This is a genomic window from Antiquaquibacter oligotrophicus, assembly GCF_020535405.1.
GTDB classification, from domain to species: domain Bacteria; phylum Actinomycetota; class Actinomycetes; order Actinomycetales; family Microbacteriaceae; genus Rhodoglobus; species Rhodoglobus oligotrophicus.
This window is the reverse complement of the sequence record NZ_CP085036.1, coordinates 322,753-342,982: the sequence shown is the minus strand read 5'-3', so window position 1 is coordinate 342,982 and position 20,230 is coordinate 322,753. Positions and strand designations below refer to the sequence as shown.

The window sequence follows — 20,230 nt, the reverse complement described above, 5'->3', positions numbered from 1 at the left end:
GAAGTTCCTTTCGTCGAACCCAGACTAGGCCGACGACGCCTCGGAGGCACCCCTCTTGCCGATGATTCCCGTCCGTGCGAGTGCGAGATAGATCTGGCATCCCAGGCAGTATCCGAACACCGAATTCAGGAAGGCCGCAACGAAGGCCGCTGAGGCCGCGACAACGATGGCGAACGGTACTCCCGCGAGGTGCAAGGCGAGCCCAACGAACGTGATGATGAAACCGACACCCTGTGCAAACGTTGGTGGGGTCGGGTCTTCGAGCTCCGTCGGCGGAGCCAGGCGTGGCCGGATGAGACGCCGAAACAGCACACCGTAGGGATGGCGACGGATGCCCGCAAACGCTCCCCACGCGAAGAGCGCCGAGATGACCGCGAACACGATGAAGGCCGGCTCCACGAGGCGGGCCCCGATGGTTGAGCCGAGGGGTGTTGCTAGCGCGAGGGCTATGACCACCAGCAGGAGGACGGCGGTGATACCCGCGCCAAACCGAGGGCTGCGGGGGTCGATTCCGGTGGCGGTCATGGCTATCTCCTCGGGTAGGGATCAGGCGGTGAGTGCCCGATCGAGTTCGGCTTGAAGCGCGTCGAGTCGGGGCGCGCCACCGATGCGGGCACGGATTGCCCCTCGCTCGTCGACAACGAGAGTCGTCGGCGTCTGCAGCACGCGGAATCGACTGGCGATGTCTGGTCGCGTTGTGATGTCAACGTCGATGTGTGTCACGCGGTCATTCTCGGAAGCCAGGCGGTCGAGTGCCGCGTGCGTACTGCGGCACGGTGCACACACATCCGTAGAGAACTGCACAAGCGTGACACCGCGAGGCAACCGGCGCAGGCCGGGCAGGTCAGACGCCCTGACAACACTCCCGTCGTGCACTCGAACGGCTCGGCCCTGGGTGTGACGCCAGAGCAGACCCACCGCCGTGGTCGCGGAGACGAGCACGATCAGTGCTGCTGCGACGACGAGCGGTGACATATCGCCAATGTAGGAGCGCGGAGGCCTTCTGTCCCGAGTGTTGCGGCTTATGACGCGCGCATCTCTCGCTATGGTGAAGGCCGTGCCTGATGAGTCGAAGCCCGAGGTCCAGTTCCGTTCCGATGTGACAGTCGAGCTTGTTCGCTCGAGTGCCCAGGATTCCGATGTCGTGTTCGCGGCACGCGTGTCGACGCAAGGTGAGCAGACGCTCGAGCAGGCGCAGGATGCCGAGGCCGACGTCTCGCGTAGCAAGGGGCTCATCAACTACCTCATGCGGGACCGTCACGGCTCCCCGTTCGAACACAACTCGATGACCTTCTACGTACAGGCGCCGATCTTCGTCTTCCGTGAGTTCATGCGCCACCGCATCGCCTCCTACAACGAGGAAAGCGGCCGCTACCGCGAGCTGAACCCCGTTTTCTACGTGCCGGGCCCCGATCGCAACCTCGTGCAGGTAGGTAAGGCCGGTGCCTACGAGTTCCTTCCCGGCAGCCCCGAACAGTCACAGTTAGCTGTCGACGAGGCGAAGGCCGTGGCATCCGAGGCGTACGCCTCCTACCAGCGGATGCTCGACGCGGGCATCGCCCGCGAGGTCGCACGGATCGTGCTGCCGCTGTCGATCTATTCGTCGATGTACGTCACGATGAACGCGCGATCGCTCATGAACTTCCTCTCCCTCCGCACGAAGCGCGAGGGCACCCACTTCCCATCATTCCCCCAGCGGGAGATCGAGATGGCGGCGGAGCAGATGGAAGCGCAGTGGGCCGAACTCATGCCCCTCACCTATGCCGCGTTCAATGAGAACGGTCGGGTAGCTCCGTAGTCATCGCGGCCGACTCGTCGCGCGATAACCTTGGTGCGTGTCTACGCTCGATAACCCTTTTGGCCAGGTTCTTGTTGCCCTGGTGACGCCCATGAACGCCGATGGTGAGGTCAACTGGGCTGACGTCGAGAAGCACATCGACGACGTGATCACCGCCGGGGCGGACGGCATCGTCGTTACGGGCACGACGGGGGAGACCTCGACGCTGACCGACCCCGAGAAGATCCGTCTCGTGGAGGTGGCGAAGGCCGTGTCCGGTGACCGTGCCAAGGTCATCACGGGTGGTGGCTCGAACGAGACGGCGCACGCGATCGAGCTCGCCAAAAAGAGCGAGCAGGCCGGCGCGGACGGCAACATGATCGTCACGCCGTACTACAACAAGCCGACCCAGGCTGGCATCCTCACGCACTTCCGCATGATCGCCGACGCCACGGACCTGCCCGTCATTCTCTACGACATCCCTGGTCGCACCGGTGTGCCGATTCGCTACGAGACCATCCTGCGTGCTGCCAAGCACCCGAACATCCTGGCCGTGAAGGACGCGAAGGGTGACCTCTCGGAGGTGAGCCGGGTACTGAACCAGACGGATCTGATGTATTTCAGCGGCGATGACGCAAACGTTCTGCCGAGCCTCGCGATCGGTGCGACGGGCCTCATCGGTGTGACAGCCAATATCGCTCCAACGCCGTACCGGCAGATGGTGGACGCCGTCAACGCGGGCGATCTGCGCTCTGCTACCGCTGCGCATCAATCCCTTGAGCCGCTCGTGCGCGCGACCATGACACACGTTCCCGGCACGGTTGCCTCCAAGTACATCCTCCACGGGCTCGGCCGTATCTCGAGCCCTCGCGTGCGGCTTCCGCTCGTGGGTCCGGAGGAGTGGGAGGCCGCGCAGATTGAGGACGAACTCGATCTCGTGCGCAGCATCCCCGGTGTCTCGTTCGACAACTTCCGTCCGGACCGCAACGCTGCAGCCGGTGGCGCCCTTCCGAAGGTCGCGGGCACGACACGCTGATGCGACGGTAGGCTCTGGAGAGATGCCAGCTTCATTGATCACGCCGCCGCCGTTGCCGCCGGGAACCCTTCGGGTGACCCCGATCGGAGGGCTGGGCGAGATCGGTCGCAACATGACGACCTTCGAGTTCGACGGCAAGATCCTCATCGTCGACTGCGGCGTGCTCTTTCCCGAGGAGCACCAGCCGGGTGTCGACCTGATCCTGCCCGACTTCACGCCCATCCGCGATCGCCTCGACGACGTTGTCGGCATCGTGCTGACGCACGGCCACGAGGATCACATCGGTGCGGTGCCCTACCTGCTGAAGCTCAAGCAGGACATCCCCCTTATCGGTTCCACTCTGACCCTCGCCCTCATCGAGGCGAAGCTCAAGGAGCACAGGATCACGCCGTACACGCTCACGGTGCGTGAGGGCCAGCACGAGCGACTCGGTCCGTTCGATCTCGAGTTCGTTGCTGTCAATCACTCGATTCCGGATGCTCTCGCCGTTGTCATCTCGACGCCTGCTGGTGTTGTACTCCACACCGGCGATTTCAAGATGGATCAGCTGCCGCTGGACGATCGGATCACCGACCTGCGCGCCTTCGCGAGGTTGGGGGAGGCAGGGGTTGACCTCTTCCTCTCCGATTCCACCAACGCCGACGTGCCCGGGTTCACACCCAACGAGCGCGATATCGGGCCCGTCCTGGAGGCCGTTATCGCCAAGGCCCCGCGTCGTGTCATCGTCGCGAGCTTCTCCAGTCACGTGCACCGCGTCCAACAGGTTCTCGACGCCGCCGTCGCGAACGACCGCAAGGTTGTGCTCATGGGGCGCTCCATGGTGCGCAACATGGGGATCGCGGCTGACCTTGGTTACCTCAAAGTTCCTGACGGGGTGCTGCTCGACGCGAAGCGCGCCGCCGATCTGCCCGATGACCGGCTCGTCTACATGTCCACGGGAAGCCAGGGCGAACCGATGGCGGTACTTGCCAGGATGGCGAATCTTGAGCACCAGATCGAGGTCGGCAAGGGTGACACGGTCATCCTCGCGTCGAGTCTCATTCCGGGTAATGAGAACGCCGTGTACCGCGTCATCAATGGCCTCATGAAGCTCGGCGCAACCGTCGTTCACAAGGCGAACGCGCGTGTCCACGTTTCGGGGCACGCCGCGGCCGGCGAGTTGCTCTACGTGTACAACATCCTCAAGCCGAGGAATGTGCTCCCGGTGCACGGTGAGCAGCGTCACCTGGTGGCGAATGCGAACCTCGCCATCCAGACGGGGGTTCCCGAATCGAACACGATCCTCGCCGAGGACGGAACGGTGATCGATCTGCGCGACGGTGTCGCCTCGATCGTCGGTCAGCTCGACCTCGGATACGTCTACGTGGACGGGTCGAGTGTTGGCGAGATCACGGACGCGGATCTGAAGGATCGCCGCATCCTCGCCGAGGAGGGCTTCATCTCCATCTTCGTGGCAGTCGATCCGCAGACCGGCAAGGTCATCGTCGGGCCCGAGATTCAGGCGCGCGGTTTCGCCGAAGATCAAGGGGTCTTCGACGATGTGCTTCCACAGATCGTCAAGGCCCTCACGGATGCCGCGGAAAACGGAACTCGCGACACCCACGCTTTCTCGCAGGTTGTGCGTCGTACGGTCGGCCGCTGGGTGAACACACAGCACCGCCGTCGCCCCATGATCGTCCCGGTCGTCATTGAGGCGTAGCCTCGTCATCGAGGTCTAGCCTCGTCGTCCAGGGGTTGTTGCGGAGGGTGTCGTTGCCCGTCTGAGTCAGCCCACGCGGTTACCGTTGACCGCATGGCTACGAGCACCAGGTCTTCGTCGCGCGCGCGCACGTCGTCGATGCGCGGTCGAACACAACCGACCAAGCGCCTCCCGCGGGGCAAACAGCCCCCGGTCGAGGAGCCAGGCCTTCTCACGAAGGCGTGGATGGGTCTCGCGCATGCCACCGGCGGAGCGTTCCGCGTGCTCGGCAAGGAGACGCTCGCGAAGGAGGAGCGTCGCGACGGTGTGCCTTTCCTGATCTTCGTTCTCGCTGTCGCCGGGGCGATCGTCGAATGGTTCAACCCGGACGACCCCGTCGCGATTGCCCTCGACACCTGGACTTTCGGTGGACTCCTCGGACGCGTAGCTTTCGCGCTTCCCGTCATCATGCTCTTTTTCGCCGTGTGGCTGTTCCGTCACCCGTCGAGCGTCCATGACAACACACGAATCGGCATCGGTGTCACCGTGCTCGTGGCATCGATCAGCGGGCTCTGTCACACCTTTGGTGGCCAGCCTCAGCCCACCGACGGCATGGAGGTACTTGCTCGCGCCGGCGGCATCGTGGGGTGGATACTCGCGGGTCCGCTCATCTTCCTCGGCACGGGCATCCTCGCGACGATTGTTCTCTCGCTACTCATCGTGCTGTCGATCTTCATCATCACCAAAACTCCGCCGAACAGAGTGGGTTCGCGCTTGCGGGAGCTGTACGCCTATCTCTTCGGGGCTCAGCTACCCGACGAGTCCGAACGTGCTGCCGCTAAGGCCGCTCGGCGCGGCGAGGCGGCCGATTCGGAGTTCGGCACGCTGGGCGATCTCGGACTCGACGACGATCCTGCTTCGCTGCCGTGGTGGCGGCGCAACAAGTCCGTTTCGGCCGAGCCTGCTTTTGATAGCCCCGTCCTGTCCAAGGACGAGACCGAGGTGATCGCGGAGGAGACCGAGGTCATCGAGCCTCTGAGCGAGAGCTCGTGGAACCTCCTCGAGGAACTCGAGAGCGCGGAGTCCGCGGTGGAGGACTTCGTCGAGAGCACGCCGCCGGGTGCGACGAGCATCCGCGATGACGGGTCAGGCGTCCTGCCCGGATTCGCCACGTCGGCGAGCGAGAAGGGCAAGGCGGGCGAATTCGAAACACCCGCACAGCCCGCGCGCCCGGCTGCGGCGTATCGCCTCCCACAAGCATCACTTCTCTCGGCTGGGACTCCGCCCAAGTCGAGGAGCGCGGCCAACGACGAGGTGGTTGCCGCAATCACCGAGGTGCTCAAGCAGTTCCAGGTGGATGCCGCGGTCACCGGTTTCAGCCGTGGACCGTCCGTAACGCGATACGAGCTCGAGCTCGGCCCCGGCGTCAAGGTGGAGCGTGTCACGGCTCTGGCGAAGAACATCAGCTACGCCGTGGCCAGCAACGAGGTCAACATCCTCTCGCCGATCCCCGGCAAGTCCGCGATCGGGGTGGAGATCCCCAACAAGGATCGTGAGATCGTCTCCCTCGGCGATGTGCTGCGGTCAAAGGCCGCTGCCACGAGTGAGCACCCGATGACCATTGGTCTCGGCAAGGACGTGGAGGGCGGTTTCGTCGTCGCGAACCTCGCGAAGATGCCCCACCTTCTCGTCGCCGGTTCTACGGGCTCCGGAAAGTCGAGTTTCGTCAATTCGATGATCACGTCGGTTCTCATGCGCGCCAAGCCGGCCGAGGTGCGTATGGTTCTCATCGACCCGAAGCGAGTCGAGCTCTCGATCTACTCGGGAGTGCCCCACCTCATCACGCCGATCATCACGAACCCGAAGAAGGCGGCCGAGGCGCTCGCCTGGGTCGTCAAGGAAATGGATATGCGGTACGACGACCTCGCGTCGTTCGGATTCCGCCACATCGACGACTTCAACCGCGCGGTACTCGCGGGCGAGATCGTGCTCCCGCCCGGAAGCGAGCGCAAGCTCTCGCCCTACCCTTACCTCCTTGTTGTCGTTGATGAGCTCGCCGACCTCATGATGGTGGCACCGCGTGACGTCGAGGATTCGATCGTGCGCATCACACAACTGGCTCGCGCTTCGGGCATCCATCTGGTGCTGGCTACGCAACGTCCGTCGGTGGACGTGGTGACGGGCCTCATCAAGGCGAATGTGCCATCGCGCCTGGCCTTCGCAGTCTCGAGCATGACCGACAGCCGGGTCATCCTCGATCAGCCCGGCGCCGACAAACTCATCGGTCAAGGTGACGCTCTCTTCTTGCCGATGGGCTCGTCGAAGGCCATCCGCGTCCAGGGCGCGTGGGTCGGAGAGAGCGAGGTGGCCGCCGTTGTTCAGCACGTCATCGGCCAGGCGAGGCCCGAGTACCGCGACGATGTCGAGGCCGTCGCTGAGAAGAAGAACATCGACTCCGATATCGGCGACGACCTCGAGTTGCTGCTCGCTGCGGCCGAACTCGTTGTGAGTACCCAGTTCGGCTCCACCTCGATGCTGCAGCGCAAGCTCCGCGTCGGTTTCGCTAAGGCGGGGCGCCTCATGGACCTCCTCGAGTCTCGTGAGATCGTGGGGCCGTCCGAGGGTTCGAAGGCGCGGGATGTTCTTGTCACAGCCGAACAGTTGCCGGGGGTGCTGGCGAAACTGCGAGGGCAGGATGCACCCGCGGGGGTTCCGACGTCGACGTCGCCGCGCGATCAGGTCGAGGAATCGTTCAGCGGATACGATGTGGTCGACAGCGGGTCCGACGAGGACGCGTGGCAATTGACCGACCGGGAGTAGACCGTGGAGCCTGAGCCGGAGGAGTCCCGCGACGTGGCGCCCGCCCGTGAACGTCGCACCTCGGCGGAGAGGGCGGCGGCGGTGCGGGATTCGATGCGCGGCCGTGTGTCGTCGCGTGGCGACACCCCGGCCAGCAATGGGAACGTCGCGAACATCATCACCGTCGTTCGCATCCTGCTCGCCCCTGTTTTTGTTTATCTGCTCGCCGCAGACAACGGGGACAACGGGCTGCTGCGGTGGCTTGCCGCTGGACTCTTCATTGTCGCCATCGCCACCGACGGCGTGGACGGATTCTTCGCGAGAAGTCGCAATCTGGTCACCAATGTGGGCATCATTCTCGACCCCATCGCCGACAAGGTGCTGACAGGAGCAGCGCTTGTCATGCTGTCGATCTTGGGTGAGTTGTGGTGGTGGGTGACCATCGTCATCCTCGTTCGCGAGATCGGGATCACAGTGTTCCGATTCTCTGTTCTGCGCGATCGGGTCATCCCCGCGTCACGCGGCGGCAAACTCAAAACGATTTTCCAGTCGGTCGCGATCTCGCTCTTCCTTTTGCCTCTCGCGACCGTGGTCGGACCGTGGATCCTGTGGGTGAACTACGTTGCTATGGCGATTGCCCTCGTGCTCACCGTTGTCACGGGTGCGGATTATCTGATCCAGGCCTGGCGCGGAAACCGCCGACGTGCGTGAGACCGCGATTATCTCCCTGCTTCGGGAGAGAGGGCTGACCCTAGCGGTCGCGGAGTCGCTCACCGGCGGGATGCTTGTCGCTAGGCTCATCGATGTTCCCGGCGCATCCAACGCCGTGCTGGGAGGGGTCGTGGCCTACGACACCCGCCTCAAGCATTCTGTGCTGGGTGTCGACAGCGAGCTTCTGGCGGAGAGGGGCCCCGTCGACGGCGATGTCGCCCGGCAGATGGCCGACAGGGTTCGCACGGTCCTCGCGGTCGATGGGCGCCCAGCGGATGTCGGGGTCGCTACCACTGGCGTGGCGGGGCCCGACCCTCAGGGAGATGCCCCCGTCGGAACGGTCTACATCGGGATTGCGGTCGGAAATGTTGTGTCGTCTCGCCGTGTCATGCTCTCGGGAGACCGCCATGCAATCCGTGAAGCCACGGTCTCCGAAGCTCTCCTGAGCCTCGCCGAGGCGCTGACGTGACGAAGGGAATACGGCCCGTTTCGATCACGTTACAGATGACGAGTTCACAAGCACCGTACAGATTTGGGTGGTTAGAGTTCATGTACCCGGGTGGCTGTAGTCTTAGCTACCCACAGCGTTAGCTGCATATGAGATTTCGACCGCACAGTCAGGCACACTAAGGAGGGTCCCATGGTTCTGGTTCGACAGGAATTGGGCGACGTTCTCCGTGACTTCCGCCTGCAGAAGGGTCGTACCCTTCGTCAGGTCGCAAGCAAGGCGAGCGTTGCGCTCGGCTACCTCAGCGAGGTGGAGCGCGGGCAGAAAGAGGCGAGTTCCGAGATTCTCGCCTCCGTTGCCGAGGCGCTCGATACTCCGATCTCCGTCATCATGCGTGAGGTCGGCGATCGTCTCGCCGTTATCGAGGGTGTGAGCCCCGTCCCCGACATCCTCCCCGACGAGCTTGTCGCGGAGTTCGATTCGGGGTTGGTCACCCGCTAACCAGCTTCAAGGATGCCCCGGCCAAGGCCGGGGCATCCTTGTGCGTGCGGCTACCGTTGTGTCATGCGTCTGAGCGAGTTCTGGTTGGCTGTCGCCGAGGAGTTCGGGGACGGCTACGGTCGTGTCCTCACACGGGATCTTGTTTTGGGTGCACTCGACGGCCTGACAGCGGATGAGGCGCTGGCTAAGGGGCGTCCACCACGAGAGGTCTGGCTCGCCCTGTGCGCGGCGATGGATATACCGCCGGAACGTCGATACGGCGTCGGCCGCCGTGACCCTCGGCGCGGATAAGCGTTCCGACACGCCGCGCACCTATCGAACACTGGTTCGAATCCTGATAACTTCTCCCTACCGTCTCATCGAAGACGGTTTGCATCCACAACACGCTGGACGCTGCGACAGCAATGTCGGAGCTTCGGCGTAGCGTGACTTGCGAGCACCACCAGCCTTTGTCGGGAGGCTGCGGACCTTGCACGATCGGTCCGTACGCGGCGCGACAGCCTATGGGCAGCAGACATCGAGTCGTCGACAGGACGAGTCGCAACAGAACCGGAGAAGTAGATGCCATCAGCAGCAGACCGCGAGAAGTCCCTTGAGACGGCTCTCGCGCAAATTGACCGCCAGTTCGGCAAGGGCTCCGTCATGCGTCTCGGCAGCGACGAGCGTGCACCTGTCGAGGTCATCCCGACCGGGTCCATTGCCCTCGATGTCGCTCTCGGAATCGGAGGGTTGCCCCGAGGCCGCATCGTCGAGATCTACGGTCCCGAGTCATCCGGTAAGACGACCCTCACCCTTCACGCGATTGCAAATGCGCAGCGAGCCGGTGGGATTGCTGCCTTCATCGATGCCGAGCACGCGCTCGACCCCGAGTACGCAGCCAAGCTCGGGGTGGACATCGATTCGCTTCTCGTATCGCAGCCCGACACCGGTGAGCAGGCTTTGGAGATCGCCGACATGCTTGTCCGCTCGGGATCGATCGACCTCATCGTTGTCGACTCGGTGGCTGCCCTCGTGCCTCGTGCCGAGATCGAAGGCGAGATGGGTGACTCGCACGTTGGTTTGCAGGCTCGATTGATGTCGCAGGCGCTCCGCAAGCTCACCGGTGGTCTTAGTTCGACCAACACGACCATGATCTTTATCAACCAGCTCCGCGAGAAGATCGGCGTCTTCTTCGGCAGCCCCGAGACGACGGCCGGCGGTAAGGCACTCAAGTTCTACGCATCGGTTCGCCTCGATATCCGTCGCATCGAGACCCTCAAAGACGGAACTGATGCCGTCGGTAACCGCACGCGCGTCAAGATCGTCAAAAACAAGATGGCACCGCCCTTCAAACAGGCGGAGTTCGACATCCTTTATGGCACGGGCATTTCCCGCGAAGGCAGCCTTCTCGACTTCGGTGTCGAGCATGAGATCGTCCGCAAGTCGGGCGCGTGGTACACCTACGACGGCGATCAGCTCGGTCAGGGCAAAGAGAATTCGCGTAATTTCCTTCTCGAGAATCCCGAGATTGCACGCGAGATCGAACAGAAGATCATGATCAAGCTCGGAATCGGTGCAGAAGCCCGCGCAGCGCAAGGCCGGGCCCCCGAGGCGCCACCTGCCCCTACCGGCAAGCAGGCCAAGACCGCGGCTTCGAAGGGAGCTCCCGTCATGTCCGTCGACTCTGCCCCCTCCCTGCAGGTGGTCGGCAAGTAACGTGCCGATCGACGACGGCGATCGCCTCGCTCCCGTGTCGTGGCTGTTCGGCGAACCAGAACAGCCACGACACGACGAAGGAAACGACCGCGAACCCGGCCGGAATGGCGAGTTCGAGCGCATCAATAACGTGAGCATGCGCGCCTTAGCGAGGCGGGGCATGTCGATTGCGGAAATGCGCGACTTCCTCGTACGGCGCGACTTCGATTCCGCCGAGGTTGAGCAGGAGTGTGATCGGTTGTTGAGCGTCGGACTCCTCGACGATCGGGTGCTTGCCGAATCACTCCTCAGCACACTCCGGGATCGCAAGGGACTCGGGAGATCGGGAGTTGTGGCTGAGTTGCGGCGCCGCAAAATCGACAGTTCCGTTATCGACGCTGTTCTCTCACAGAGCGCAGAACACGACGAGACCGAACTGGACCGCGCGCTGCAGGTGGCCGCTCGCCGCGCGCGCCAGCTTGGTTCGCTCGATCGCGATACGGCCAGGCGACGATTGAGTGCCTTCCTCCTGCGTAAGGGCTACTCGGCAGGTATCGCGATGATCGCCACAGATCGGTCGCTCGAGAGCGCAGCATCGACGGGGCCCGTGTTCCGCTAGACGTAGCATGGGATCATGACGTCGATCGTGGACGCGACTCGCGTGCGCACCTATGAGGTGCGCACTTTCGGTTGCCAGATGAATGTGCATGACAGCGAGCGACTGAGTGGCTCTCTCGAAGCTGCAGGCTATGTTCGAGCGACCGACGGCGATCCCGATGTCGTGGTCATCAACACCTGTGCCGTTCGCGAGAACGCAGACAACAAGCTGTACGGAAATCTTGGTCAACTGGCCTCGACTAAGCGTGTGCACGAGGGCATGCAGATCGCGGTCGGCGGTTGTCTCGCTCAGAAGGACAAGGCGACGATCCTCGAAAAGGCCCCGTGGGTCGACGTCGTTTTCGGCACCCACAACATGGGATCGCTACCGACACTTCTCGAGCGCGCCCGGCACAATGACGAAGCTCAACTCGAGATCCTCGAATCGCTCGATGTTTTCCCATCTACTCTGCCGACGAAGCGGGAGTCGACTCACAGCGCGTGGGTGTCCATCTCTGTCGGATGTAACAACACGTGCACGTTCTGCATTGTGCCCTCCCTCCGAGGCAAAGAAAAAGATCGCAGACCGGGCGACATCCTCGCTGAGATTCAGGCGGTCGTTGACGACGGCGTAACAGAGGTCACCCTGCTTGGGCAGAACGTCAATTCCTACGGGGTGGAGTTCGGGGACCGGCAGGCGTTTGGAAAACTCCTCCGCGCGGCTGGTCAGATTGAGGGCCTGGAACGTCTGCGCTTCACGAGCCCCCACCCGGCAGCGTTTACCGACGATGTCATCGATGCGATGGCCGAGACGCCGGCCGTCATGCCGCAGTTGCATATGCCGCTCCAGTCTGGTTCCGACCGCATTCTCAAGTCGATGAGACGCTCGTACCGCTCGGAGAAATTCCTCGGCATCCTTGACCGGGTTCGAGCGCGCATCCCGCACGCCGCGATTAGCACCGACATCATCGTGGGCTTTCCCGGCGAGACCGAGGAAGACTTTCTCGACACACTGCGCGTGGTCGAGCAAGCACGCTTCGCGTCGGCCTTCACGTTCCAGTACTCGGTGCGCGCCGGAACACCAGCGGCCACGATGGCGGACCAAGTGCCGAAGTCCATCGTCCAGGAGCGATACAACCGCCTCACCGCCCTTCAGGACAGGATCTCGCTCGAGGAGAACCAGAGTCTCATCGGCCGTAAGGTCGACGTGATGGTGACGGCTGCTGAGGGCCGCAAGAGCGACCAGACGCATCGTCTCTCCGGGCGAGCTCAGGATTCGCGGCTCGTGCACTTCGACGTGCCGGAGGGCAGCGGTGTGCCGCGCCCCGGCGACGTTGTCACGCTTCAGGTAACCTCGGCCGCACCGTTCTACCTGATCGCGGACTCCCCGGACGGAACGCTCGAGATCCGCAGGACCCGATCGGGAGATGCTTGGGATCGAGCGGAGGCCGAATCGTGCGCCGTTCCCTCGGCGGAGCCGTCGTCAGCGCGGATCTCGCTCGGTCTTCCGACGCTCCGCGTTGCGACGACCCCGATCTACGACACGGCCGACGGCCTCCGCTGAAAACCTCTGTCGTGGGCCAACGCCTCATCGTCATTGTCGGGGCAACAGGAACCGGCAAGAGTGCGCTATCGCTCGACCTCGCGGAGCGTGTCGGTGATGCGGAGATCGTCAACGCGGATGCCATGCAGCTCTATCGCGGCATGGATATCGGCACGGCAAAGGTGCCTATGGGGGAACGTCGGGGGATCCGCCATCACCTCCTTGACGTGCTTGATCCCAGCGAGGAGGCGTCGGTAGCGCGGTATCAGCGTGAAGCCCGCCGCGCCGTCGAGGAGATCGAGGCGCGGGGTGCTGTGCCGATCCTCGTGGGAGGGTCCGGACTCTATGTTTCCAGTGTCATCCAGGACTTCGAGTTCCCCGGAACCGATCCCGATATTCGGGCACGGATCGAGAATGAACTCCGTGATCGCGGCCCCGGTCTTCTCTTCGAGCGGCTTGCCCTCCTCGACCCGGCGGCAGCAGCCTCGATTGGGCCGCACAACGGGCGGCGAATCGTTCGCGCACTCGAAGTCATCGAGATGACCGGTGAGCCATTCGGCGCTGGTTTGCCGGAGAACCGGCCCCCGTGGCGCGACGCTGTGATCTTCTTTCTGCAGTCGCCCCGGGATGAGCTCGTCACCCGCCTCGACAGCAGAGCGTCGGGGATGTTCGAGAGCGGTCTCACTGAGGAGGTGCGCCGATTACGTCCCGGGGGTCTGGGTGTGACGGCCAGCCGTGCCATCGGTTACGCGCAGGCGCTCGCCCATCTCGACGGCGCGGCAACCATCGATGAGGCGATCGCCGAGACCGCGGCTCTCACACGCCGGTACGCGCGACGCCAGGTGGGCTGGTTCAAGCGGTACCCCAATGCCGTGGCACTTCGCTCGGGCAGCCCGACCCTCGTGAGCGATGCCGACCGGCACATACGGCAGGATTGAGACATGACCACGATCGCCTTCACCAAGGGCCAAGGCACGGGAAATGATTTTGTGCTTTTCGCGGACCCCGAAGGCGAGACCGATCTCACGGCGGCGCAAGTCGCCGCCATCTGCGACCGCCATTTCGGCGTGGGCGCCGACGGCATCCTTCGAGCGGTCCGCAGCAGCAACCTCGAGGCGGGTGCTGCAGCACTCGCCGAGGACCCGGACGCCGAATGGTTCATGGACTACCGCAACGCCGATGGCTCGATTGCAGAGATGTGTGGCAATGGAATACGCGTTTTCACCCGGTTCCTCCTCGAGAACGAGCTCGCAACGCTGAGCCCGGGCGAGACGCTCCCGATCGGTACGCGAAGCGGTGTGCGTGACGTGCAACTGGCGACGGACGGTTTCTCGGCGGACCTCGGCAGATGGAAGCTCGACGGTGGTGAGCCACTTGTGCGCGCCAAAGAGCTACCCGTGGCGCGGCCCGGACTCGGCATCAATGTGGGAAACCCCCATGTCGTTGTTGCTCTGGCGACCGAGGAGGAACTCGAGGAGGCCGATCTCGCCTACGCACCATTGCTCGATCCCGTACCGGAGAACGGTGCAAACGTCGAGTTCATGGTCGCCGCCGACCCCCTTGTCAGTGACGGGGTCGGCCATGTGAGGATGCGCGTGCACGAGCGCGGCAGCGGAGAAACGCTTTCGTGCGGCACCGGAGCTGTAGCGACCGCTCTCGCGGCGCGCTATTGGGCCGGGGAGGGCGCGCCGAACCAGTGGCGCGTCGACGTGGCGGGCGGCCGCGTCGGAGTGCGCATGTTTCCCACGCAAGAGGGCGAGCATGTCTCCCTGAGTGGCCCCGCTGAACTCGTTTTCAGTGGGGTGTTGGAGGTCTAGTCGGGCTCGATGACCTCGATGGGCGCCGTCATGCCCGTTCGCCGCCGAGCTCGCAGCACGCGATAACCCTTGTTTGTTGCGGCCCGCACGACAGAGAAGTCCTCCGGGAACCGAGCTTGCAGCCAGCGGTGGAGGGAATCGGAACCAAGGTTGCGCTGGACGACAAGCCACGCATCCGAACCGATCTCGACACGGGGAAGCCACCGCTCGAGGAGGCCGTGAAGCTCGTTTTTGCCCACCCGAATCGGCGGGTTCGACCAGAGGGTAGTAAAAACGACGTCATCGGGAACATCCTGAGGCAGAACCGCGTTGACGTTTGTCATGGACAGTTTTTCGGCGTTAGCCCGCACAAGATCGAGTGCGCGCTCGTTGACGTCCACTGCCCACACCGTCGCGTGAGGTGACTCCGTTGCGAGTGTGAGGGCAATCGGCCCCCACCCGCATCCGAGATCGAGAAGGTTTCCGCCCGGTGGTGGGGGAGGGACGCTCGCGAGGAGCACCTGTGTGCCTGTGTCAATGCGGTCGGGGCTGAAGACGCCACCCGCCGTAATCACGTCGCGGTCAACACCGGCGATGCGCACGTGAACGGTCCGCGGCTTGAGCTCACTTCCCGGGGAAGAAGAGAAGTAGTGCTCGTTTGCCATGCAGAGAACTTACCGAAGAGAAGAGAAATAGGGTTAACACACAATGACGACAGACAAACTTTCGCAATCCGCCGCAACGGGCAACGACGCCGCCGAGCAGAGCGATGCGGAGCGTGTGCTGGTGCGGCAGTCCACGCAGGCGGCAACGGTGTCGCGGTTCGGATCGGCAACCGCGCTTGCACTCCAGGACGATGCCCACTACGAGGATCTTCGCGACGGCGAGCAGTTCGATCGAGAGGATCGGCAGGCGCTTCGGCGCGTACCTGGCCTCTCGACCGAGCTCGAGGACGTCACCGAGGTTGAGTATCGACAGCTTCGCCTGGAGAACGTTGTCCTCATCGGGGTCTACTCCGCTGGCACAGTGCAGGATGCCGAGAACTCCCTGCGCGAGTTGGCGGCGCTGGCCGAAACGGCGGGCGCCGTGGTTCTCGACGGGCTGCTTCAACGCCGGCCGCACCCCGACCCGAGCACGTACTTCGGTAAGGGAAAGGCCGAGGAACTTCGGGACGTCGTGGCTGCAACAGGAGCCGACACGGTCATCGCCGACACTGAGCTCGCCCCGAGTCAGCGCCGTGCGCTCGAAGACGTCGTGCGAGTGAAAGTTATCGACAGGACAGCGGTCATTCTCGACATCTTCTCTCAGCACGCCAAGAGCCGCGAGGGTCGGGCGCAGGTCGAACTCGCGCAACTCGAGTACCTTCTTCCGCGACTTCGCGGTTGGGGTGAGTCCATGTCCCGCCAGGCCGGTGGCCAGGTCGGCGCCGGAACGGGAATGGGGAGCCGCGGACCAGGTGAGACGAAGATCGAACTCGATCGACGTCGCATCCATTCGCGCATGGCCAAGCTCCGCCGCCAGATCAAGGGCTTCGCTCCTGCTCGCGAAGCGAAGCGGGCCAACCGTAACCGCTTCGAGGTGCCGAGTGTGGCCATTGCGGGGTACACGAACGCAGGCAAATCGAGTCTCCTCAACCGCATCACACGCGCCGGAGTGCTCGTGGAGAACGCTCTGTTCGCAACCCTGGATGCCACGGTCCGCCGCTCGAGCACGCCAGACGGTCGTCTGTTCACACTCGCGGACACGGTCGGCTTCGTTCGAAACCTGCCGCACCAGTTGGTGGAGGCATTCCGTTCGACTCTCGAGGAGGTCGGTCAGTCCGACGTCATCGTCCACGTCGTTGATGCGTCGCACCCGGATCCGGCAGGTCAGCTTGCCACCGTCCGCGACGTCATCGGTGAACTGGGCGCTCGTGACATCCCCGAGATTGTTGTCTTCAACAAGTCAGATCTTGCCGACGACGATCACCGACTCGTGCTTCGCGGCCTGGAGCCGAATGGTGTGTTCGTCTCGGCGCGCACCGGCGAGGGTGTCGACGAGTTGCTCGCGCAGATCGCGGAGCTCCTCCCGAGCCCCGAAATCGAACTCGACCTCCTCGTGCCCTACGACCGTGGCGAGATCATCTCGCGCCTCCATGTCCAGGGCAGGGTGCTCAGCACCGAGTACGAAGAGTCGGGAACTCGTGTTCGTGCCCTCGTCCACCCCGGACGAACAGCTGAACTCGAAGCGTTTGTTGTGTCGGCGTAACACTGCGTCATCGCCGGGCTCGGCTGCTTAGACTCGTCATGTCGGGTGACCCCGACAGGTGCGACAGCCGAGCCCGGCACCCGCCCCAACGGATTGCAGAGTTCTGGCTACCGGAGGGTGTGTGCGACGTGAGTGAGCGACCGCATTTCCCCGCGCGCCCGACGTTCTCGTTTGAGCTCTATCCGCCGAGATCGGGTGACGCCGAGGCCGCGCTGTATGCCTCGATCGCAGAACTCGTGGCTGCGTCGCCGGAGTTCATCTCGGTGACGTACGGCGCAAGTGGTTCGACCCGAGGACTCTCCCTTGCCGTGCTCACGCACATGTTGTCGACGACGTCGGTCAAACCGATGGCCCATCTGACGTGTGTTGGTTCCTCCTACGCGGAGGCCAGCGGGCTCATCCGGGAGTTCCTGGATGCCGGCATCACGAGCTTCCTTGCCCTTCGGGGAGACCCGCCAGCGGGGTCGACAGAGGATGATGACTTCCTCGGTGACCTCGGCAGTGCCGGCGAGCTCGTGCAACTCATCCATCGTGTGCAGAAGGAGCGGGAGCCCTTCCGCTTCGGCGATGTGCCTGGATTCCCCGGTGCCAAACGAGTGGAGAGCGGCGAGAAGGTCACGATTGCGGTTGCGGCGTTCCCGAACGGCCATCCGCGATCGCGATCGGTTGAGCAGGATCTCGACACCCTGCTCGCCAAGGAAGCCGCGGGTGCGAATCTCGCGATCACCCAGTTGTTTTTCCACGCGGACGAGTACCTCAGCTTCGTCGAGCGTGCACGCGAGGCGGGAGTGACGATGCGAATCCTGCCCGGGATCATGCCCGTGCTGAGCATCCGACGCCTGGAGCGGATCATCGAGCTTACGGGCGAGGAGACTCCCGTTGACCTCCACCGTGCGCTCGAGAGCGCTGGCGACGAGGAAGCCCAGCGACGCGTCGGAATCGCCCACGCGATCGAGCTCGGGACGTCACTACTCGACGGGGGCGCCCCCGGCCTTCACCTGTATACCTTCAACCAACATTCGGCACCTCTCGCCGTGCTTCGCGGGGTCGGACTCCTCGATGACGCGGCACGATACCCATCACTGGAAGAAAGCGACATCGCATGACCGTCTCATTCCCCACCGGCACAATCCTCGGTTACCCGCGCATCGGCCGTCGACGCGAGCTGAAGCGCGCGGTCGAGGCCTTCTGGGCAGGAAAGATCAGCGCAGAGGAACTGGAGCAGTCCGCTTCTGAACTCCGAGCGGCAACGCGTGAGCGGCTCGTCTCCCTCGGTCTCGGGCGATCCGATTCGTCCATTCCCGAGGCGTTCAGCTTCTACGACCAGGTCCTGGACGCCGCCGTCACAGTAGGTGCAGTGCCGGAACGATTCGCGCGTTTGGTGAAGGAAGACGGGTCCGTCGACCTGGCCGGCTACTTCACGATTGCGCGAGGCGAGGGTCAGGACGCACCCCTCGAGATGACGAAATGGTTCGACTCGAACTACCACTACCTCGTGCCGGAGATCGGTCCGGAGACCGACTTCCACCTGGCATCGGATCGCCTCGTGCGCGAGGTGGCGGAGGCGACGGTCGCGGGATACCGCACTCGACCCGTCATCGTCGGTCCCGTCACCTTCCTCCTCCTGAGCAAGCCGAGCGACGGTGCCCCGGCGGATTTCCAGCCGATCGATCGTCTGGACGACCTCCTCCCTGTTTATGCCGAGTTGCTCGCGGCACTGACGGCAGCCGGCGCGGAATGGGTTCAACTCGACGAGCCTGCGCTCGTGAGCGAGAGCATTGACGTACCTCGTGAGGTCGTTCTCGAGGCCACTCGCCGCGCCTACGAGGCGCTGGGGTCTTCGGTCGTGCGGCCCGCCATTTTTGTTGCGTCGCCTTATGCTTCGCTCGACGACGCACTCCCCGTGCTCGCGTCAACGCCCGTGGAGGCTATAGGGCTAGATCTGGTCAAGGGCTCACTCCCGTCGGGCTTCACCACGGACAAGGTTCTCGTCGGCGGGGTCATCGACGGACACAACGTATGGCGCGGCGACCTCGACAACGCGTTTTCCGCGCTCGAGAGACTGCGGAGTTCAAACCCGAACGTGGCCGTGTCGACATCGACGAGCCTCTTCCACGTGCCACACGACGTTGAGGATGAGCCGTTGCTCGAAGGCTGGTTGAAGAGTTGGCTCGCCTTCGCCGATCAGAAAGTGGCCCAGGTGTCGATCCTGGCCAAGGGTCTCACCGAGGGTCGGAATGCCATTGCGGACGAGTTGCAAGCGGCCACGGATGCCCTCGAAGCCCGTCACGCGGCAGCGGGCGTGCACGACGGCGCCGTGCGCGAGCGCGCTGCATCCCTCACTCCGAGCGACTTCTCGCGCGGCGACTACTCCGCGCGGCTGGCAGCGCAGGAGGAGGCTCTGCATCTCCCCTTCCTGCCGACGACGACGATCGGGTCTTTCCCCCAGACCGGCGACATCCGGAAGGCTCGTGCTGCACTCGTGCGGGGCGAACTCAGCCACGATGACTACGTGGAGGCCATGCGTGCCGAGATCCGTCGAGTCGTCGACCTCCAGGAGGAAATCGGCCTCGATGTCATCGTGCACGGCGAGCCCGAACGCAACGACATGGTTCAGTACTTCGCGGAGAATCTGGACGGTTTCGCGGTGACGCAGAACGGCTGGGTGCAATCTTACGGATCGCGCTGTACGCGCCCGTCGATCCTCTGGGGCGACGTCTCACGTCCTGCGCCCATCACTGTCGAGTGGTCGACGTACACCCAAAGCCTCACATACAAGCCCGTGAAGGGCATGCTCACGGGACCGGTAACGATCCTGGCCTGGTCGTTCGTGCGTGATGACCAACCGCTGCGAGAGACAGCGAACCAGGTGGCCCTCGCCTTGCGCGATGAGATCGCGGACCTCGAAGCGGCGGGCATCGGAATCATTCAGGTCGATGAACCGGCGTTGCGTGAGTTGCTCCCCCTCAAGAAGAAGGATCACGACGACTACCTCGACTGGTCGGTCGGTTCGTTCCGGCTCGCGACGGCCGGCGTAGAGGACCGCACTCAGATCCACACTCACCTGTGTTATTCGGAGTTTGGTGTCGTCATCGACGCCATCAACCGTCTCGATGCCGACGTCACGTCGATCGAAGCGGCTCGCTCGAAGATGGAGGTCGTGCCGGACATCAAGCGCAGCGGATTTGGGCGTGGCATCGGACCCGGGGTCTACGACATCCACTCTCCACGAGTGCCCTCGGTCGAGGAAGTCTCCGAACTCATCGAAATCGCCCTCGGTTCCATTCCGGAGCGCCAGGTGTGGGTGAACCCGGATTGTGGTCTCAAGACGCGCGGCTACGACGAAACCGTCCAGTCACTCGCCAACGTTCTCGAGGCCACACGAGCGGCGCGAGCGAAGGCGACCGTCTAGCGGACCTAGGG

19 protein-coding genes are annotated in these 20,230 nt (G+C 63.7%); 16 read left to right on the top strand and 3 right to left on the bottom strand.

Translation table 11 applies throughout. The features are described from left to right. Positions 1-24: 24 nt before the first annotated feature. Together LH407_RS01700 and LH407_RS01695 are read right to left on the bottom strand one after the other, a co-directional pair. Positions 25-525, bottom strand: coding sequence for a DUF4395 domain-containing protein (locus LH407_RS01700; protein WP_322133020.1), 501 nt, complete (start codon positions 523-525; stop codon positions 25-27). A 21-nt stretch (positions 526-546) separates the two neighbouring features. Continuing rightward, entirely contained in the window at positions 547-975 is a 429-nt protein-coding gene (locus tag LH407_RS01695; RefSeq protein WP_322133021.1) for a TlpA family protein disulfide reductase, read from the bottom strand. Between the two features lie 49 nt (positions 976-1,024). Between LH407_RS01695 and thyX the strand changes: the two genes are divergently transcribed. The 13 genes from thyX to dapF all read left to right on the top strand — a co-directional run bounded on the left by thyX (position 1,025) and on the right by dapF (position 14,581). Further along, entirely contained in the window at positions 1,025-1,798 is a 774-nt protein-coding gene (thyX, locus tag LH407_RS01690; protein WP_322135030.1) for an FAD-dependent thymidylate synthase, read from the top strand. Positions 1,799-1,889: 91 nt separating this feature from the next. Next, positions 1,890-2,813, top strand: coding sequence for a 4-hydroxy-tetrahydrodipicolinate synthase (gene dapA, locus LH407_RS01685; RefSeq protein WP_407650651.1), 924 nt, complete (start codon positions 1,890-1,892; stop codon positions 2,811-2,813). 22 nt (positions 2,814-2,835) lie between these two features. Then, entirely contained in the window at positions 2,836-4,512 is a 1,677-nt protein-coding gene (locus tag LH407_RS01680) for a ribonuclease J (RefSeq protein ID WP_322133024.1), read from the top strand. Between the two features lie 93 nt (positions 4,513-4,605). Then, positions 4,606-7,311 carry an FtsK/SpoIIIE family DNA translocase gene (locus tag LH407_RS01675; RefSeq protein WP_322133025.1) on the top strand — a complete coding sequence of 902 codons (2,706 nt, stop codon included), beginning with the start codon at positions 4,606-4,608 and terminating at the stop codon, positions 7,309-7,311. Positions 7,312-7,404: 93 nt separating this feature from the next. Then, on the top strand, positions 7,405-8,001 hold the full coding sequence (gene pgsA, locus LH407_RS01670; RefSeq protein WP_322134913.1) for a CDP-diacylglycerol--glycerol-3-phosphate 3-phosphatidyltransferase: 597 nt from the start codon (positions 7,405-7,407) through the stop codon (positions 7,999-8,001). After that, positions 7,994-8,470, top strand: coding sequence for a CinA family protein (locus LH407_RS01665; RefSeq protein ID WP_322133026.1), 477 nt, complete (start codon positions 7,994-7,996; stop codon positions 8,468-8,470). The genes pgsA and LH407_RS01665 overlap by 8 nt, the downstream gene beginning before the upstream one ends. A 171-nt stretch (positions 8,471-8,641) precedes the next feature. Continuing rightward, entirely contained in the window at positions 8,642-8,950 is a 309-nt protein-coding gene (locus LH407_RS01660) for a helix-turn-helix domain-containing protein (RefSeq protein WP_322133027.1), read from the top strand. A gap of 63 nt (positions 8,951-9,013) precedes the next feature. Then, positions 9,014-9,241: a DUF3046 domain-containing protein gene (locus LH407_RS01655; protein WP_322133028.1), complete on the top strand. Its 228-nt coding sequence runs from the start codon at positions 9,014-9,016 to the stop codon at positions 9,239-9,241. A 270-nt stretch (positions 9,242-9,511) separates the two neighbouring features. Next, positions 9,512-10,645, top strand: a complete 1,134-nt coding sequence (recA, locus tag LH407_RS01650; protein WP_322133029.1) for a recombinase RecA — start codon at positions 9,512-9,514, stop codon at positions 10,643-10,645. Between the two features lies 1 nt (position 10,646). Continuing rightward, positions 10,647-11,243 carry a regulatory protein RecX gene (locus LH407_RS01645; protein WP_322133030.1) on the top strand — a complete coding sequence of 199 codons (597 nt, stop codon included), beginning with the start codon at positions 10,647-10,649 and terminating at the stop codon, positions 11,241-11,243. Between the two features lie 15 nt (positions 11,244-11,258). Further along, positions 11,259-12,785: a tRNA (N6-isopentenyl adenosine(37)-C2)-methylthiotransferase MiaB gene (gene miaB, locus LH407_RS01640; RefSeq protein WP_322133031.1), complete on the top strand. Its 1,527-nt coding sequence runs from the start codon at positions 11,259-11,261 to the stop codon at positions 12,783-12,785. Between the two features lie 11 nt (positions 12,786-12,796). After that, positions 12,797-13,702: a tRNA (adenosine(37)-N6)-dimethylallyltransferase MiaA gene (miaA, locus tag LH407_RS01635; RefSeq protein WP_322133032.1), complete on the top strand. Its 906-nt coding sequence runs from the start codon at positions 12,797-12,799 to the stop codon at positions 13,700-13,702. A gap of 3 nt (positions 13,703-13,705) precedes the next feature. Continuing rightward, positions 13,706-14,581, top strand: coding sequence for a diaminopimelate epimerase (gene dapF, locus LH407_RS01630; RefSeq protein WP_322133033.1), 876 nt, complete (start codon positions 13,706-13,708; stop codon positions 14,579-14,581). Here the strand turns inward: dapF and LH407_RS01625 are convergent. Further along, positions 14,578-15,225 carry a class I SAM-dependent methyltransferase gene (locus tag LH407_RS01625; RefSeq protein ID WP_322133034.1) on the bottom strand — a complete coding sequence of 216 codons (648 nt, stop codon included), beginning with the start codon at positions 15,223-15,225 and terminating at the stop codon, positions 14,578-14,580. The genes dapF and LH407_RS01625 overlap by 4 nt on opposite strands. Positions 15,226-15,268: 43 nt before the next feature. On the opposite strand from LH407_RS01625, the gene hflX reads away from it, so the two are divergent. The 3 genes from hflX to metE all read left to right on the top strand — a co-directional run bounded on the left by hflX (position 15,269) and on the right by metE (position 20,219). Beyond that, positions 15,269-16,807 carry a GTPase HflX gene (hflX, locus tag LH407_RS01620; protein WP_322133035.1) on the top strand — a complete coding sequence of 513 codons (1,539 nt, stop codon included), beginning with the start codon at positions 15,269-15,271 and terminating at the stop codon, positions 16,805-16,807. A gap of 128 nt (positions 16,808-16,935) precedes the next feature. Further along, positions 16,936-17,913, top strand: coding sequence for a methylenetetrahydrofolate reductase (locus LH407_RS01615; protein WP_322133036.1), 978 nt, complete (start codon positions 16,936-16,938; stop codon positions 17,911-17,913). Then, entirely contained in the window at positions 17,910-20,219 is a 2,310-nt protein-coding gene (gene metE / locus LH407_RS01610; protein WP_322133037.1) for a 5-methyltetrahydropteroyltriglutamate--homocysteine S-methyltransferase, read from the top strand. The genes LH407_RS01615 and metE overlap by 4 nt, the downstream gene beginning before the upstream one ends. The last annotated feature ends 11 nt before the right edge of the window (positions 20,220-20,230 follow it).